Source organism: Candidatus Villigracilis proximus (genome assembly GCF_016717045.1).
In the GTDB taxonomy this organism is placed as follows: Bacteria; Chloroflexota; Anaerolineae; order Anaerolineales; family Villigracilaceae; genus Villigracilis; species Villigracilis proximus.
Map to the genome: position 1 here is coordinate 229,311 of NZ_JADJUO010000001.1, position 14,401 is coordinate 243,711.

The 14,401-nt window shown below is 48.4% G+C and carries 14 protein-coding genes; 10 read left to right on the top strand and 4 right to left on the bottom strand.

The features are described 5' to 3' along the window. Window positions 1-11: 11 nt before the first annotated feature. From IPL71_RS01165 to IPL71_RS01175, 3 genes are all read left to right on the top strand, one after another. Window positions 12-596 (top strand): hypothetical protein, encoded by a 585-nt coding sequence (locus IPL71_RS01165; protein ID WP_345318140.1) that lies wholly within the window; start codon window positions 12-14, stop codon window positions 594-596. Next, complete coding sequence (locus IPL71_RS01170; protein ID WP_345318141.1) at window positions 593-955, top strand: hypothetical protein; 363 nt, start codon at window positions 593-595, stop codon at window positions 953-955. The genes IPL71_RS01165 and IPL71_RS01170 overlap by 4 nt, the downstream gene beginning before the upstream one ends. A 70-nt stretch (window positions 956-1,025) precedes the next feature. Continuing rightward, a complete protein-coding gene (locus IPL71_RS01175; RefSeq protein WP_345318142.1) occupies window positions 1,026-1,979 on the top strand; it encodes a glycosyltransferase family A protein in 954 nt (317 codons plus the stop codon). A 12-nt stretch (window positions 1,980-1,991) separates the two neighbouring features. Here the strand turns inward: IPL71_RS01175 and IPL71_RS01180 are convergent, their stop codons facing one another. After that, the gene (locus tag IPL71_RS01180) at window positions 1,992-3,821 is read right to left on the bottom strand and encodes a diguanylate cyclase (protein ID WP_345318143.1); all 1,830 of its coding nucleotides are present in this window, start codon (window positions 3,819-3,821) and stop codon (window positions 1,992-1,994) included. 202 nt (window positions 3,822-4,023) lie between these two features. Between IPL71_RS01180 and IPL71_RS01185 the strand changes: the two genes are divergently transcribed. The 6 genes from IPL71_RS01185 (at window position 4,024) to IPL71_RS01210 (ending at window position 10,628) form a co-directional block, all read left to right on the top strand. Next, on the top strand, window positions 4,024-5,496 hold the full coding sequence (locus tag IPL71_RS01185) for a CDP-glycerol glycerophosphotransferase family protein (RefSeq protein ID WP_345318144.1): 1,473 nt from the start codon (window positions 4,024-4,026) through the stop codon (window positions 5,494-5,496). Between the two features lie 129 nt (window positions 5,497-5,625). After that, on the top strand, window positions 5,626-7,200 hold the full coding sequence (locus IPL71_RS01190) for an ArnT family glycosyltransferase (RefSeq protein ID WP_345318145.1): 1,575 nt from the start codon (window positions 5,626-5,628) through the stop codon (window positions 7,198-7,200). Window positions 7,201-7,398: 198 nt separating this feature from the next. Then, entirely contained in the window at window positions 7,399-7,986 is a 588-nt protein-coding gene (locus tag IPL71_RS01195; protein ID WP_345318146.1) for a hypothetical protein, read from the top strand. 37 nt (window positions 7,987-8,023) lie between these two features. Next, a complete protein-coding gene (locus IPL71_RS01200) occupies window positions 8,024-8,455 on the top strand; it encodes a hypothetical protein (protein WP_345318147.1) in 432 nt (143 codons plus the stop codon). An 18-nt stretch (window positions 8,456-8,473) separates the two neighbouring features. Then, complete coding sequence (locus tag IPL71_RS01205) at window positions 8,474-9,502, top strand: sulfotransferase family protein (protein WP_345318148.1); 1,029 nt, start codon at window positions 8,474-8,476, stop codon at window positions 9,500-9,502. A 100-nt stretch (window positions 9,503-9,602) separates the two neighbouring features. Beyond that, window positions 9,603-10,628 (top strand): Gfo/Idh/MocA family protein, encoded by a 1,026-nt coding sequence (locus tag IPL71_RS01210; RefSeq protein WP_345318149.1) that lies wholly within the window; start codon window positions 9,603-9,605, stop codon window positions 10,626-10,628. 235 nt (window positions 10,629-10,863) lie between these two features. On the opposite strand, the gene IPL71_RS01215 is transcribed toward IPL71_RS01210, so the two are convergent. The 3 genes from IPL71_RS01215 to IPL71_RS01225 all read right to left on the bottom strand — a co-directional run bounded on the left by IPL71_RS01215 (window position 10,864) and on the right by IPL71_RS01225 (window position 12,466). Beyond that, window positions 10,864-11,361 (bottom strand): DUF8728 domain-containing protein, encoded by a 498-nt coding sequence (locus tag IPL71_RS01215; RefSeq protein ID WP_345318150.1) that lies wholly within the window; start codon window positions 11,359-11,361, stop codon window positions 10,864-10,866. Next, window positions 11,331-11,552: a hypothetical protein gene (locus IPL71_RS01220; protein WP_345318151.1), complete on the bottom strand. Its 222-nt coding sequence runs from the start codon at window positions 11,550-11,552 to the stop codon at window positions 11,331-11,333. Before IPL71_RS01220 ends, IPL71_RS01215 begins: the two co-directional genes overlap by 31 nt. A gap of 95 nt (window positions 11,553-11,647) precedes the next feature. Continuing rightward, window positions 11,648-12,466 carry a hypothetical protein gene (locus tag IPL71_RS01225; protein ID WP_345318152.1) on the bottom strand — a complete coding sequence of 273 codons (819 nt, stop codon included), beginning with the start codon at window positions 12,464-12,466 and terminating at the stop codon, window positions 11,648-11,650. Window positions 12,467-12,653: 187 nt separating this feature from the next. Here IPL71_RS01225 and IPL71_RS01230 point away from each other — a divergent pair, with 187 nt between their 5' ends. Continuing rightward, window positions 12,654-14,381 carry a bifunctional sulfate adenylyltransferase/adenylylsulfate kinase gene (locus IPL71_RS01230; protein WP_345318153.1) on the top strand — a complete coding sequence of 576 codons (1,728 nt, stop codon included), beginning with the start codon at window positions 12,654-12,656 and terminating at the stop codon, window positions 14,379-14,381. The last annotated feature ends 20 nt before the right edge of the window (window positions 14,382-14,401 follow it).

Genomic DNA, 14,401 nt, shown 5'->3' on the forward strand with positions numbered 1-14,401 from the left:
TGATAACTGAAATGCCCTTACTCACTCTCTTCTCCGCCCCAAAACCATTCACCAATCCACACATTGCGATGATTCAACGCAACGCTATTAAGTCATGGACTTTGCTGCCCGATGTGGAAGTCATTCTGCTTGGCGAAGAGGATGGTCTTGCTGAAGCAGCCAAAGAACTTGGCGTGAAGCACATCTCTCAGGTTGTACGCAATGCGAAGTGCACACCGTTGATTTCGTACATGTTTAAGTTGGCGCGTGAAAACTCAAGCAGTGATCTGCTTTGCATCATCAACGCGGATATGATTCTCATGCCCGATTTTGTTAAAGCAGCTATGGAGTCCGACAGCTTGCTGTCGAAAAACGGCAAGCAGCGCACTCCTGCGGACTCCATAAGAAATTCGTGCTGCTCAGTCAACGTTGGGATTATGATATTACGGCGCCGATTGATTTCGCCGCGGGGTGGGAGTCTCAGCTGCGAGAATTTGTCAGAAAACAGAATCAGCTTCACCGTCCGGCGGGAAGCGATTTCTTCCTCTTCCCAAAAAGTTCTTATCAAGACATCCCCGATTTTATTATCGGCCGCGCCGGTTGGGATAATTGGATGATCTACAAAGCCCGTGCCGAAAAATGGCCGGTGATCGATTGCACGCCGTCGATGATGATCGTGCATCAGAATCATGATTACAGCCATCTGCCGGGCGGGAAGTCGCATTATGAACATCCCGACACGAATGAAAATATCCGTCTCGCCGGCGGACAGGCCAACATCCGCTACACGATTTTGGATTCAACGCACCGCTTGATGGATGGTAAACTTGCGCGCCCGCTGATGACGTCCCAACGCTTCATGCGTAACGTGGAGTTGGTTCTGCGTTCTATATTTTTTTTCCTGCCTGAGAAGTCGATCGAAAATATTGCAAGACCGAAGAGATGGAAAAAGAGATTTAAGAAGTTGTTCAAATAAATATAGAGTTAAGGTCGAACGTCGATTTTGACCTTCGACCCAAATCAGAAACCTGAACCTGTGACGAAAAATGAGAAAAGGCCAAAACCCCGCCAAGTTCGTTAAAGACGTTGCCAAGCCGGAACGTATCACTGTTGCTTTGCTGAATTACATTCCGTTCTTAAGTGGATTCTACGCCGAGACTCTTGATGTGTTAAAGGTCTCGCTCGATTCGATGCGCAAGGATGCGGGCCTGCCATTTGACCTGATGGTCTTTGACAATGGTTCGTGTGAAGAAGTGCGTGAGTATCTTGTTAATGAAAAAGAAGAGGGGCGAATTCAATATTTGATCCTCTCTGAGAAAAACATGGGCAAGGGCGGCGCGTGGAATGTGATGCTGGCCGGCGCGCCGGGCGAGATCATTGCCTACACCGATGCGGACGTTTTGTTTTCTCCGAACTGGCTTTCGCGTTCTGTGGAGCTTCTCGAAACTTTCCCGAATGTGGGCATGGTCACTGCACGTCCCTTCCGCACTTCGCCTGAGTTGTACACATCCACGCAGGAGTGGGCGAGGAACGCGGTGGGTGCAACACTCGAAGAAGGTCAGTTCATTCCTTGGGAAACTTTTCTTGAATTCAATCTCTCGCTTGGGCAAACTGAAGAAGAGAATAAAAAGATTTACGCAGAGACCAGAGATTGGAGATTGTCTTATAAAGGAGTGACCGCAATTGCGGGCGCTTCGCATTGGCAATTCACTGCATATAAATCCACGCTCCAACAATTCCTGCCCTTTGACATGGACAAACCCATGGGACAAGTCCGCCAGTTGGATAAGCGTATGAACGATGCGGGTTTGCTGCGGTTAATGGTCAGCGATCCGCTGGCGATGAATATGTCTAATACGCTGGGATATTTGCGCGGAGAGTTAAAGAAAGAAGAAAGAAGAAAGAAGGTGGGAGTGGGAAAAAGGGTCTTGGAATTTCCGCCGATTAAGAAAATATTGCTGGCGGTGTATAACAAGATTTTTAGCTGGTATTACTCTTAATCGCTTAGATTCCTAAAACGGCGCTTTTATCTTCGACCACAACACCACTTGATTTCGTCCGTTGTGCTTTGCATAATATAAGGCTTTGTCGGCAGTTTCGAGTATCAATGCTTCATATTGACCATGAGCGGGGAACTCTGAAATGCCTGCCGAAATTGTGATCGAGATCATGTTATGATCCACATAGATCGGGGATTCTTGAATGGATTCGCGCAGACGATCCGCAATGAGAAAAGCATCCTGTTCTTTCGTGTTTGGAAACGCCACAAGGAATTCCTCGCCCCCGTAACGGCATACAATATCGCCTGTGCGGGTAAATTCGGCAAGATGATCGGCAAGGTCTCTTAATACAAAGTCACCGGCGGCGTGACCGTACATGTCGTTGACACGTTTAAAGTGATCGATGTCCAGTAATAGAAATGAAACTGGATACTGTTCACGCATGGCGCGGGATAACTCGCGGCTAAGCGTTTCCTTCAAGTAGTGACGGTTATGGAGTTTTGTAAGCGGGTCTCGAATGGCTTGCTCACGCAGTTCATCCTGAAGACCCTGGATCTCTTTCATTTGATCTTCAAGCCTGACATAAGCTTCTCGTAGTTTCGCATCCGATTCTTTCTCCGTAGTGACATCCTCTTTGATGGCAATGTAATTGACAATGGCTCCGTCACTGTCGATGACAGGCGCAATGATCTCAACTTCGCAATAGGGTTCGCCGGTTTTCTTTTTATTCCAGACTTCACCGCGCCAGACCTTGCCGGATCGAATCGTCTTCCACATTTCATCATAGGTTTCCAGAGAAGTATCACCTGACTGAATAATCCGAGGATTCTTTCCCATTACTTCATCCAGCGCATAGCCGGTCAACTTTGTGAAATGCGGGTTGATGTACTCAATGTTGCCCTGAATATCAGTGATGACCACTGAGACAGGGCTTTGCTCCACAGCTTTGTGGAGCTGCAATAGGCGCAGCTCCTTTTGCTTGAGTTCGGTAATATCGCGCAGGATGATCAACCTGCCGACCAATCCTTTGGGCCATTCCTCGCGAAGCGGGGAAATTAATGTGTCATAAAAGCGCTGGTTGCTGATATTGAGTTCAAATTTAACCTCTTTTTCCGGCGCTTCTCTTAACTCAGAGCCAAAGCGCGGAAAAACATCTTCCAGCTTTTTGCCAAGTAAAGCATCCTCTCCATTGCCAAGGATATTTGCTGCAGAGCGGTTGATGTCAATAATGCGGTTTTTTAAGTCAAGCGCGATCATGCCATCGCTCAGGTTGTTGATCAATTTGTTGCGGGCAATGGGATTAATATCCAATAATCTCTGTCCAGATAGAGCCCATAAAACGAATACATTGGTAAACGCAGAGGCTATGGAAGTCCAATCCCATCCTGGCATATCAAACAGATCAATGTTGTAAGCAAAATTCAAAAAGAGTTGTACGAGAAACGCGGTTATCAACAACCGTGCCTGGCGTTTGATAATATTTGCTCCCCGAAAAGAAGCGATGACGAACAGGGTCATGCAGATCAATGCATGCGAATACCCCGTGATCACTGTAAGAGCAAATGCAGGTCCATGCACGAATAGAACCACATTATTTGCCTGTGGGATGAAGTCTTTCCACATCAACCCATGCCATTGATTGGTGGATGCCAGCAAAGCATGGGAGAGAACATGAAGTACAGCAATGGCTTTCATCCATTTTTTCTCTGCAATGTGTTCGTAGCCTGCAAAGCACAAGGCAAACAACAGTAAAAATGCTTCTGCTGTTCTGTATCCCCATGCGTCCAACACTGCAAAGAACACCTTAACTGAAGGGTCTGCCGCATATCCGAGTGTGACCATTCCAGCCAACTGGCGTGAATAGGCTAAAGTAATAACCAGACCGTTCCTGTCTGTGCCGCCAGGCGATGAAGGTATTGATTGTTAGCACTACGGTCGAAATTACGCATGAGATAACAATGGGGGTGATGGCGAACATAGAGGCAGTGTATACCTTTTATAATCAAAAATCAATCCTTATCTCTCGTGCTACAATACGAACCCAATGACCAAACGCATTTTCATCTCCGCCGATCACGGCATGGCAATCATCTACTTCCTGCAAAGCGACGTCGTTTCGACGCTGTTGGCTGCGGGCGTCGAAGTTATCCTATTAACCGATGACGAAATTGTTCCGCAACTCAAATCACGTTTTATGTCATCCCGTAGCGAAGCGGAGTGGACGCATCACGGATTAACGATCGAAGGCTTACGCTTAAAGCAGGCCAACGACTACGCTAAAAAGATCAGTCCACGTTGGCAATCGCTGCTTATCTATTTGCGCCGTGTGGGCGGCTCGCGCCGCATCAACACCGAAGCCATGGACAGTCACATCTGGGAAGTGTGGGGCGAGAACGGCTGGAAATTCCGCCTCGGCATTTGGATTCCCTCCGCGTTGATGATTCTCCTGCTGCGGAATTTTTCCTTCGTCCGCAAATGGCTGGTGCGGATGCAGAACCGCTTCACGCCTACCCCGGGCCTGTATACTGACCTCTTTGAGAAGTATCAACCCGACATGGTCATCGCCTCGACTCCCGGCTGGCGCATGGACCGTTATCTGCTGCGTGAATCTGCGCGGCGCGGAATCCCGAACATGACCGTCATCGTCGGTTGGGACAATTCATCTTCATATAACATCTCAGGTGCAGACGTGCAGTGGGCTACCTGTTGGTCTGAGTTGCAAAAAGAGGAACTGGTCAAAGGCTCCGATTGGAATCCTGAAAGAGTCAACATCGGTGGCATTCCATCGTATGACGGATATTTCCGCAAGTCATGGCTCATGCCGCGTGACGAATATTTTAAATTGCATAATCTTGACCCGAAGCGCAAGTTGATCTCATACGCCAGCAGTTTCGTGCATTTCGCGCCGAACTTTCCGAACATCGAAGCCTTGGCGAAACTGGTTTCATCTGATGCGTTGGCAGAACCTTCTCAATTATTGATTCGTTTACATCCCAGTCACTTTCAAGATAGGCCAAAGATATTCGCCGATGAACGCGCACAGGTCTTTGCATTAGAGAAGAAATATCCGCACGTGCATGTTGTCCAACCGGTGGCGTTGGGCGGTTCACTGGGCTACTACGGCGGCGAAGACATGGACGAGAAATCTTCGATGATGGCCTATTCTGATGTTTTGGTTACGGTTTACTCCACGATGTTGGTTGAGACCGCTGTCCACGATACGCCGATGATCGCAGCTGTGATCGATACTCCCGGCGGATGGAACAAACCCAATAAATTTTCTCTCTCGCTCAAAGAGATCGGTGACTGGCCCACGCACAAACGTTTCCGCGAGGCGAAGGCAGGGCGCGTGGCGCAGAACGAAACTGAATTGCGCGATATGCTAAACTTGTACTTGAAAGATAGATCTGTTGATTCAGAAGAACGCCGTAAGTTCGTTGAACGGGAAATTACGTTCACAGATGCAAGCGCGGGGAAGAGAACTGCGGAATTTATTTTGAAAGTAATCGCTGCGTAAAGAAATGCCGCGTTGATGGGTTGCTTTACCAATGCGGGCTGGCAGGTATCCTCTGGCGTGCTTGAACTTGACGCCTCTTAATGCAGCATAATATTTTTATTTGGATGCCTTTAATATGTTGGAGATCAGATGAGCAAGGTTTCGAGCAAACTAATATTAATACTTGAAGTAGTGTTTGTCGGGTTGGTTGTTGCAGTGATAGCAGCCCAGGCGAACCCTCTTTATCAAATTCCAAACCGCGACAGCGGTTTCTTTATGTATACAGGTAGTCAGATCCTGAAGGGCAAACTGCTTTATGTAGACGTATGGGATAACAAAGGCCCGATGATCTTTTACATGAATGCATTTGCGCTCTGGCTGGGACACGGATCACGCTGGGGAGTTTGGGCCATGGAATATGTATCTTTATTCCTGGGCGCATTTTTCGGTTTTAAGTTGATGCATAAATTATGGGGCGGAGTGTCTGCAATATTTGGAACCGTGGTATGGCTGTTCGCTTTTAATTTGGTCATGCGCGGTGGAAATTTCACCGAAGAATACTCACTTGCCTTTGGCTTTATTTCCATGTACGTGTTCTGGCTTTATCTGCAAGATCAACAAAACAGGCTTTATCCCGTGATCATCGGCATGATACTCGCCCTGAATTTTTTACTGAGAGCCAATAATATTGGCGTTCAGCTTTCGATCATCCTTGTGCTCATTCTTTCAGGGATTCTTGACAAAGCGTATTTGCAAAGTTTAAAGCAATTGCTCTGGATCGGTTTCGGCACCCTGTTGGTGTTTGCGTTCGTGGCGATCTATTTTCAAACTCTGGGCACCCTTGATGATATGATCCAAAGCACGATAAGTTACAACTTTTTTTATACAAATAGCGGAGCGGGGGTGAGTAACCTGCCTGTTAGTTTTATTAGAGGCATCAACTTACTTGGATATTCAACTTCATTGGCCGCACTATTGGGCTATGCGGTGCTGATTGAGAAACTGCCGGAGTCCATCCGTTCTGGTTCAATTCCTTTTAGAAATATGAACTTTTTGTTCTTGATCGGCTTCCCTGTGGAAATTGCGTTGAGCAGTTTGTCAGGGAAAAATTTCTCGCACTATTATATTTGTTGGACTCCGTATATCGGGCTGTTTTGCGGTCTGCTTCTGGGTTTAAATGAGCGTTTGAAAAAACCTTACACAGCAATATTAATGGCAATGCTTGTGTTGATCTCGGTGACAAACCTAACCCTGCTGGATCAGTATCAAACAGCCTTCACAAAACTACTTTTTAATAGAAGCTCCGGAATCGAGTTAATTCATCCGGTTGCAAAATATATCCGCGATAATACGCTGCCATCAGATACGGTGCTGGTCTGGGGCAGCCAGCCATATATTAATGTGATGGCGCAACGGGATTCACCAATAGGAATATTGTTCTACCCCGAGATCGAAAGCTCCCCCTTTACCGATGGTCTGAACGCCAAATATTATCAGGAATTGGTGCAAAACAAACCCGCACTTATTGTTGATATGGTCGACCCGAATAATGACACGATCCCATTTATAGACCCTGTACAGCAGGCGACACAGGAACAAAGGCTTAAACGATTCGATCCGCCTTCCAACCTGGAACAGGTATTTGGTTTTATATACAAGAATTATCATGTTGAGACAATAATCAATAAAGTTGTAATCTATAGGCTGAATATTGATTCCCAATAGGCGAATTCTCCAGATTATCGGGTGCATTTTTCGAGCAGGTGAGAGAAAACTCAAATTTCGTTTAGGCTTTCCTTCAATTAATTCTGGTACGGTTTATCACTTATTCTGACTGCCTTGTCCATTTGGGTGACCTTGCAGACAAAATGTTTTGCGTCCTTGTGTAACCTTTGTGGTAAAAATGGGATTATGGAGAATAAAATGAAAAAGAAATTTCCAGCCATACTTTCCCTTCTGATGATTGTGATTGTATCTGCCTGCGGCCCGGCTCCCACACCAACATTAACGGTTGAAGACTTGCAGGGCACAGCCGCTGCCAATGCATGGCTCGCCGTCACACAGACCCAGGCCGCACTGCCTACGGCAACAGCAACACCAGTCCCGCCGACTGCAACAAATACCATTGCGCCGCTGCCTACATTTACATTCGTCCCGACCTTTGTGCCCGCGACAGCCGTCAACACGGAGAGCGCCTGTAACCAACCACCCCCTGTGGTATCAAAAGGTGTGCTGGTGCCGGTAAAATTTGTGAATGTGTCCGGCGGAAATGTTAATCTTTCTTTTGGAATGAATTCTCCCAATGTTCACAGCGAGTGTGTTACCTATTCTTACACACTTGGCGAATTTGATACTGCCGTTGTCAAAGTGTTGGCCGGGTGTTATTGGGCGTACGCGTGGGTTGATGGGAGCACTCCCTCCACAGCACAGACTCTTGAAAATTTATGCGTCAGCGATCCAAACGCAGAACCGGATATTGTGATCGGCACCGAAGTGATCGCATTCAAATGAATTCTGATCGGTGGATATTGTGGCCGGACAAAAAAGCATGTTTCTGTTTTACTTTTCGATCACACTGGCGATTTGTTCCAGCGCACTGTATCACTTTAGTGCCAAGAGTGTCCCATCGAACATTAACTTCGCCATTTCCCTGCTTGTGACGTATGCGGTCGCCATCGGGATCACACTAGTCATCGCGCTTCTTTTCCCCGCCGACAATGGATTCGCCTCCGAGTTAAAGAATCTCAACTGGGCCAGTTTCCTGCTGGCCGTTGCAGTGGTCGGAATCGAATTCGGCTTCCTGCTTGTCTATCGCTCCGGCTGGAATCTCGGTGTAGCCGCCGTGTTGACCAATGTGCTTGCTTCGCTGATTCTCGTCCCTGTGGCGATCTTCGTCTTCAAAGATAAATTAAGCTGGGTCAATATCACCGGCATCCTGGTTTGTTTTGCAGGGTTGGTGATGTTGAACTGGAAAAGATAATCTGGAGTTTCGATAATCATGTTTTCTCGTTTCAAAACCGCGGCTCGCATCCTCATCAAGGGTGACCCAAAAAAGAACAAGCGCAATCCCATCCCGGCCATCACACTTGAAGAAGTGGCGGAGATCAAACAATTCTTTCCGCGCGAGAAGTTCTTTATTTTCGGCCACGCCCGCTCAGGGACTACGCTCCTGATGCGCCTTGCACGTTTGCATCCCGAAGTACATTGTAATTATCAGGCGCACTTCTTCACCCGTCAGCCATTGCTTAAGTCACTGGTGAATACGCCCGAAGCTGACGAATGGCTGACTCGCAAATCCAATCGCTGGAATCAGGGACGTGATCTTTCTCCGCTGGTGCTGCGCTCGGCTGCCGATTTTATTCTGGAGCGTGATGCCGCCCGCGAAGGGAAAATGATCGTCGGTGACAAGAGCCCTTCGTCCACGATCCACGGGCAGGCTGTGCGCGATATGCACGCCGTGTATCCCGATGCGAAACTCATCTACATCGTCCGCGATGGACGTGATGTGTTGATCTCGGAACGCTTCCGTAACTTTGTAGAAGAATCAAAATTCCTGAGCGCGGAAGATAAACGCATTATCGAAGATTTACGTAAGGATCAGACCCCATTCACGAATGGCACACGCTCGATCTTCACCGAGTCATTTATCCGCCGGGTGGCCAAAGGCTGGGTTTTAAATTTAAAAGAAACCGAAGACGAAGCCCGCAGATTGTATAGCAATCATTATTTTGGAATGCGTTACGAAGATCTGCTTTCCGTCCCGTTTGATGAGATGAGCAAACTGTGGAACTTCCTCGGCGTGAAAACTGTCCACGCGGAATTGGGGGAGAAGATCAAAGCCGAAATGTCGTCGAATCCCGATGAGGAGTGGCAGGCCAAAAGGAATGAAGGAATCGCGTCCTTCCTCCCCAAAGGCCAGGCCGGAAATTGGTCACGGCTTTTTACGGAGAAAGATAAATCCATTTTCAAAGAAGTCGCGGGCGAGATGCTAATTAGATGGAAGTATGAAAAAGATTTAAATTGGTAATCAATCGTAGGGGCGACCCTTGTGGTCGCCCTGTGGTTACAATCCGGTTTTTATACAACAAAAAGGGCGGGGACAAGCCCCGCCCCTACAGGAAATCAAAATGAAATTTCTCATTGCCGGACTCGGCTCAATTGGACGCCGTCATTTTCGAAATTTGATCGCGTTGGGTGAAAAAGATATTGTGCTGCTGCGTTCGCATCGCGCCACATTATCAGATGATGAACTCGCGGGCTATCCTGTTGAGACCGATCTGCACGAAGCGCTGAAAAAACACAAACCTGATGCGGTGATCGTTGCGAATCCGACTTCGCTGCATTTGGATGTCGCGATTCCTGCGGCGGAAGCGGGATGTCATATTTTGCTTGAGAAACCCGTGTCGCATTCACTCGAGCGATTGGATGAATTGCAAAATGCCGCGCAAAAAAGTGGAAGCAGGATTCTTGTTGGCTTTCAGTTTCGATATCATCCCACGCTCAACAAGGCGCGTGAATTAATTCAAGCGGGCACACTGGGCAAGGTGTTAACTGTCCATGCGCATTGGGGCGAGTATCTGCCCAACTGGCATCCGTGGGAAGATTATCGTCAGAGCTATGCCGCGCGCGCCGATCTGGGCGGCGGCGTGATCGTCACACTCACACATCCGCTGGATTATTTGCGTTTCATTTTGGGTGATGTGAATTCGCTCTGGTCTTTCAACGAACATCTTTCATCGCTTGAGATGGATGTTGAAGATGTGGCCGAGATCGGTTTGAAATTTTCCAGCGGCGCAATTGGCGGCGTGCATATTAATTATTTCCAGCGTCCGCCTGTACATCGCTTGGAAATTGTCGGGACGACCGGCACTTTAAAATGGGACAACACCGACGGCATTCTGCATTTTCAAAAAATGCCCGCTCCCTTCGGTTCCTATTCAGACCTGCCGCCTGCTCCTGTTTCTGAATCATTCTCCCCGCCCGAAGGATTCGAGCGTAATCAATTGTTCATCGCGCAGACAAAACACTTCATTGATATTGTTCGTGGAGATTCGCAACCCGTGTGCAATTTGAACGACGGTGTGCAAGCCCTGCGGATGGCGCTCGCGGCGTATGAATCTCAAAAGACTGAAAAGCTGGTTAAGCTAAGCTAGAAAACAACAGGAGTGCGGACTTCAGTCCGCGCTTTGTGTTTACCTCTTCACGATTGCAACGCGGACTAAAGTCCGCGATCCGGACTGTGAGTGTATAAAAAAGAGTGATGGTCAAAACCCATCGCTCTTTTTATTACCACAAAGACACAAAGACACAAAGCCTCGAAGAAAAAAACTTAGTGTCTTTGTGATTTTGTGTCTTTGTGGTCTACAACGCTTTACTTATACAAGATGTCTATTTTATTATCACTTTATCCCAATGAATATTGGGCGAGTCTTTTAGCAGATACACTTTGATTCCCTCCCCGATGACCGCATAGACATAATCTTTTTCCAGATAGGGCGCGGCTTCTGCGTTTGTCCCTTCCCAGATCGAGACGATCACATCGGGTTTGAGTTCGCCGAAGGTGTAGGCGTAGTCCCATTTCATGTGACCGGGCCGCATGGACGGTACATCCACAATGCTCATTGGCGTGCGAACATTTTGATGCGCGATGTAGGGGTCTGCCTTGCCGAGGATATCAATCGCGTAGCGGTCGGGCAATAAATAGGGGATGGTTCCTGCGCCGATCACGGCCACCGATGCGCCGGGCGTGGTGATATTTTCGATCGAAAGCGCGACCTGCAAATTACGGTCACTGCCTGCCACGTAATCAGGCCGGCGTGCAAAGTTCCAGCGTTCGATGGATTTCCACTCACCGATCAGGGCGTTGAAGTTGAGAATGGAAAACACAAAAGGACTACGAAGACCGCACGCCATAGTATTCCATAAACTTTTATTTCAAACTTATTCGTAATAAATTGATTTACTGCTTTCTTAAGCAGTTCGGCCACAGTCCAGCTAAAGGTGATAAAGAAGACCGGCATGGCGATCACAATGTAGCGATTCGCTCCGCCGTGATTCTCCCAGGCATCGCCGCCCACATAAACAGAGTAGGCGATCTGTCCGGTGAGGATGAGAGCCAGCAGAGTTACCTTCCAGTCACGGCGGAAGAGGAAGAGCGTGAAAGGCAGCAGGATCAGCGCCCAGTTGAGTAATAGGCAAAGTGGATCAGCGCATACAGTCCGCGCAGGAGGCGCAGGGTCAGCGGCCAGCCTTCCACTTTTAGGTAGTAGGTGTTTGGGAGGAGTGCGCCATAATACAAATAACGTGCAAGGGTTTGCCCGCCGAGTGAGAGGATGAGCAGTCCCAGCCCCCAGATCAGGTGTTGTTTGCGGTTTTCTTTCTGTGTGATGAACAAGACTGCGAAGATGACAAGATAAGGGACCGCCATGTCAAAGCGGACGAAGGTTGAGAGGGCAAGCAAAATATAAATTGAAATTGAGAAACGATTGCCGTTCTTCAAGATCAGCCAGATGACCGTGGTCAACATCAGAACCAGCAGACTCACTTCCATGCCGAGCAATCCATAAGAGTTGAGCGGCGCGTAGAACGCTGTCAATGCTACAGCGGCGAGCATGACGAAGAGGTCGTTTGTAAAATGTTCGGTAATCTTTTTAACGAGGAACAGGTTGAGGGTTAGGAAAGATGCGCCAATGATCTGTATCACAAGGCTGGTTTGATTTAATCCGATTGGCAGAAGATGTACGAGCGCCATGATTCCCACCCAAAGCGGATTGGTGAAACCTTCGACGTGTTCGCCGGCATTCCAAACCGGGCCGAGGCCATGCGCGAGATTGTAGGCGTAGCGCATGGAGATCATGGCGTCGTCGAAGAGTACGTAATAGGTTGTGCCACCGATCAAAAAACTGGTGGCGATAATGTAACGGTAAATATAATAAATATAGCCGATGACGATCAGGCCGAAAGAAAAGTTGCGCAGATATTTGGAATTCATGCTTGGGATTATATCTCAGCCAGCCGAATTGAGACTTCAACTAATTTTGAGGAAACCAAAATTCATTGACTGAATTTTGGAGTATAATTTGCGCTTGTGTTTGGAAAATAATCAAACTTTGGATGTCTATTTAGATGGAAAGACTCGAAAAGACTTCCGAAGTTATACTTTTTATGGAGTAAAAAAAATGGCAAAAGCAAATCTGATTACCCCTTATGGCGGCAAACTGGTCAACCTGGTGGTTGAAGGCAAGGAGCGTGAAGAGCTGCTCGCCCGCGCAGGCAAACTTCCTTCGATCAAGATCACCATGCGCAACATGTGCGACCTTGAATTGATCGCCACCGGCGGATTTTCTCCGTTGACAACTTTCATGGGCAAGGCGGATTATGATCGCGTGCTCAAAGAAATGCGCCTTGCGGATGGAACCCTCTTCCCGCTTCCCATCACCCTGACAGCTGATCCGAAAGAACTGCCGACAGTGGGTGAGGAATTGGCATTGCGCAGTGCAAACTTCGATCTGATCGCTGTCATAACCCTCGAAGAAGTCTATCACTGGGATGCCGAAGCCGAAGCCGCTCACGCTTATGGTTCAACTGACTCGAAGCACCCGATGGTTTCTGAAATGGCACGCTGGAACAAAGTTTGCATCTCTGGTCCATTGAAAGTTGTAAATCTTCCCAAGTATTATGATTTTGTGAATTTACGCCACACCCCTGCTCAGGTGCGTGCCATGCTCGAAGAGATGGGACACGACAACGTGGTCGCATTCCAGACCCGCAATCCTTTGCACCGCATTCACGAAGAACTGACCAAGCGCGCCGCGGCGGAAGTGAAAGGTTCATTGATCGTTCACCCTGTGGTTGGTATGACCAAGCCCGGTGACGTGGATCATTACACCCGTGTCCGCACCTATAAGGCATTGGTTGATAATTACTACGATAAGAAAGACACCATGCTCAGCCTGCTTCCACTGGCCATGCGCATGGCCGGCCCGAAGGAAGCTTTGCTGCATGCCATCATCCGCCGTAATCATGGCGCCAATCACTTCATCGTTGGCCGCGATCACGCAGGCCCGGGAAATGATTCGAGCGGCAAACCATTCTACGGTCCGTATGATGCGCAGGAATTGATGACCAAGTACGAATCCGAACTCGGCGTCAAGATGGTTCCTTTTGAAATGCTGGTCTATCTTCCTGATGAAGCTCGTTACGTGGAAGAAAAAGATGTGCCCAAGGGTGCGAAAGTTGCGAACATCTCCGGTACACAAGTCCGCGATGACTATCTTGCCAAGGGCAAGCTGCTCCCTGAATGGTTCACCCGCCCTGAGACTGCTGAAATTTTGCGCGAGATGTATCCTCCCCGCCACAAGCAGGGATTCTGCATCTGGTTCACCGGTTTGAGCGGATCAGGCAAGAGCGCCACAACTGAAGTGCTCACCACTCTGCTGCTCGAACGCGGACGTGAGATCGCCATCCTCGATGGTGACGTTGTGCGTACCCATCTTTCGAAGGGTCTCGGCTTTAGCAAAGAAGACCGCGATACCAACATCATCCGCATCGGCTTCGTGGCCGGCGAAATTGTCCACGCGAGCGGTGCTGTGATCTGCGCTGCCATTAGTCCCTACCGCGCCACTCGTGCAGAAGCGCGCAAGATGGTTGGCGAGAACTTCATCGAAATCTACATGGATACCCCTGTCGAAGTTTGCGAACAGCGTGATGTGAAGGGTCTGTACGCCAAGGCACGTCAGGCCATGGTTGATGGCAAGCCAATGGGCTTCACCGGCGTGGATGATCCATACGAACAGCCGATCGAACCTGAGATCACATTGCAGGGCTTTGGGGCATCTGCAGAAGAAAATGCGCGTATTGTGGTTGCCTACCTTGAAGCACAAGGCTACATTGGCAAACAAGCGTAATTGATTTTTTATCGCAGAGG

Bases quoted from the DNA above. Each gene is read 5' to 3' on its own strand.
- IPL71_RS01165 (WP_345318140.1), top strand. From the start codon at position 12: ATGCCCTTACTCACTCTCTTCTCCGCCCCAAAACCATTCACCAATCCA.
- IPL71_RS01170 (WP_345318141.1), top strand. From the start codon at position 593: ATGATCTACAAAGCCCGTGCCGAAAAATGGCCGGTGATCGATTGCACG.
- IPL71_RS01175 (WP_345318142.1), top strand. From the start codon at position 1,026: ATGAGAAAAGGCCAAAACCCCGCCAAGTTCGTTAAAGACGTTGCCAAG.
- IPL71_RS01180 (WP_345318143.1), bottom strand. From the start codon at position 3,821: ATGGTCACACTCGGATATGCGGCAGACCCTTCAGTTAAGGTGTTCTTT.
- IPL71_RS01185 (WP_345318144.1), top strand. From the start codon at position 4,024: ATGACCAAACGCATTTTCATCTCCGCCGATCACGGCATGGCAATCATC.
- IPL71_RS01190 (WP_345318145.1), top strand. From the start codon at position 5,626: ATGAGCAAGGTTTCGAGCAAACTAATATTAATACTTGAAGTAGTGTTT.
- IPL71_RS01195 (WP_345318146.1), top strand. From the start codon at position 7,399: ATGAAAAAGAAATTTCCAGCCATACTTTCCCTTCTGATGATTGTGATT.
- IPL71_RS01200 (WP_345318147.1), top strand. From the start codon at position 8,024: ATGTTTCTGTTTTACTTTTCGATCACACTGGCGATTTGTTCCAGCGCA.
- IPL71_RS01205 (WP_345318148.1), top strand. From the start codon at position 8,474: ATGTTTTCTCGTTTCAAAACCGCGGCTCGCATCCTCATCAAGGGTGAC.
- IPL71_RS01210 (WP_345318149.1), top strand. From the start codon at position 9,603: ATGAAATTTCTCATTGCCGGACTCGGCTCAATTGGACGCCGTCATTTT.
- IPL71_RS01225 (WP_345318152.1), bottom strand. From the start codon at position 12,466: ATGAATTCCAAATATCTGCGCAACTTTTCTTTCGGCCTGATCGTCATC.
- IPL71_RS01230 (WP_345318153.1), top strand. From the start codon at position 12,654: ATGGCAAAAGCAAATCTGATTACCCCTTATGGCGGCAAACTGGTCAAC.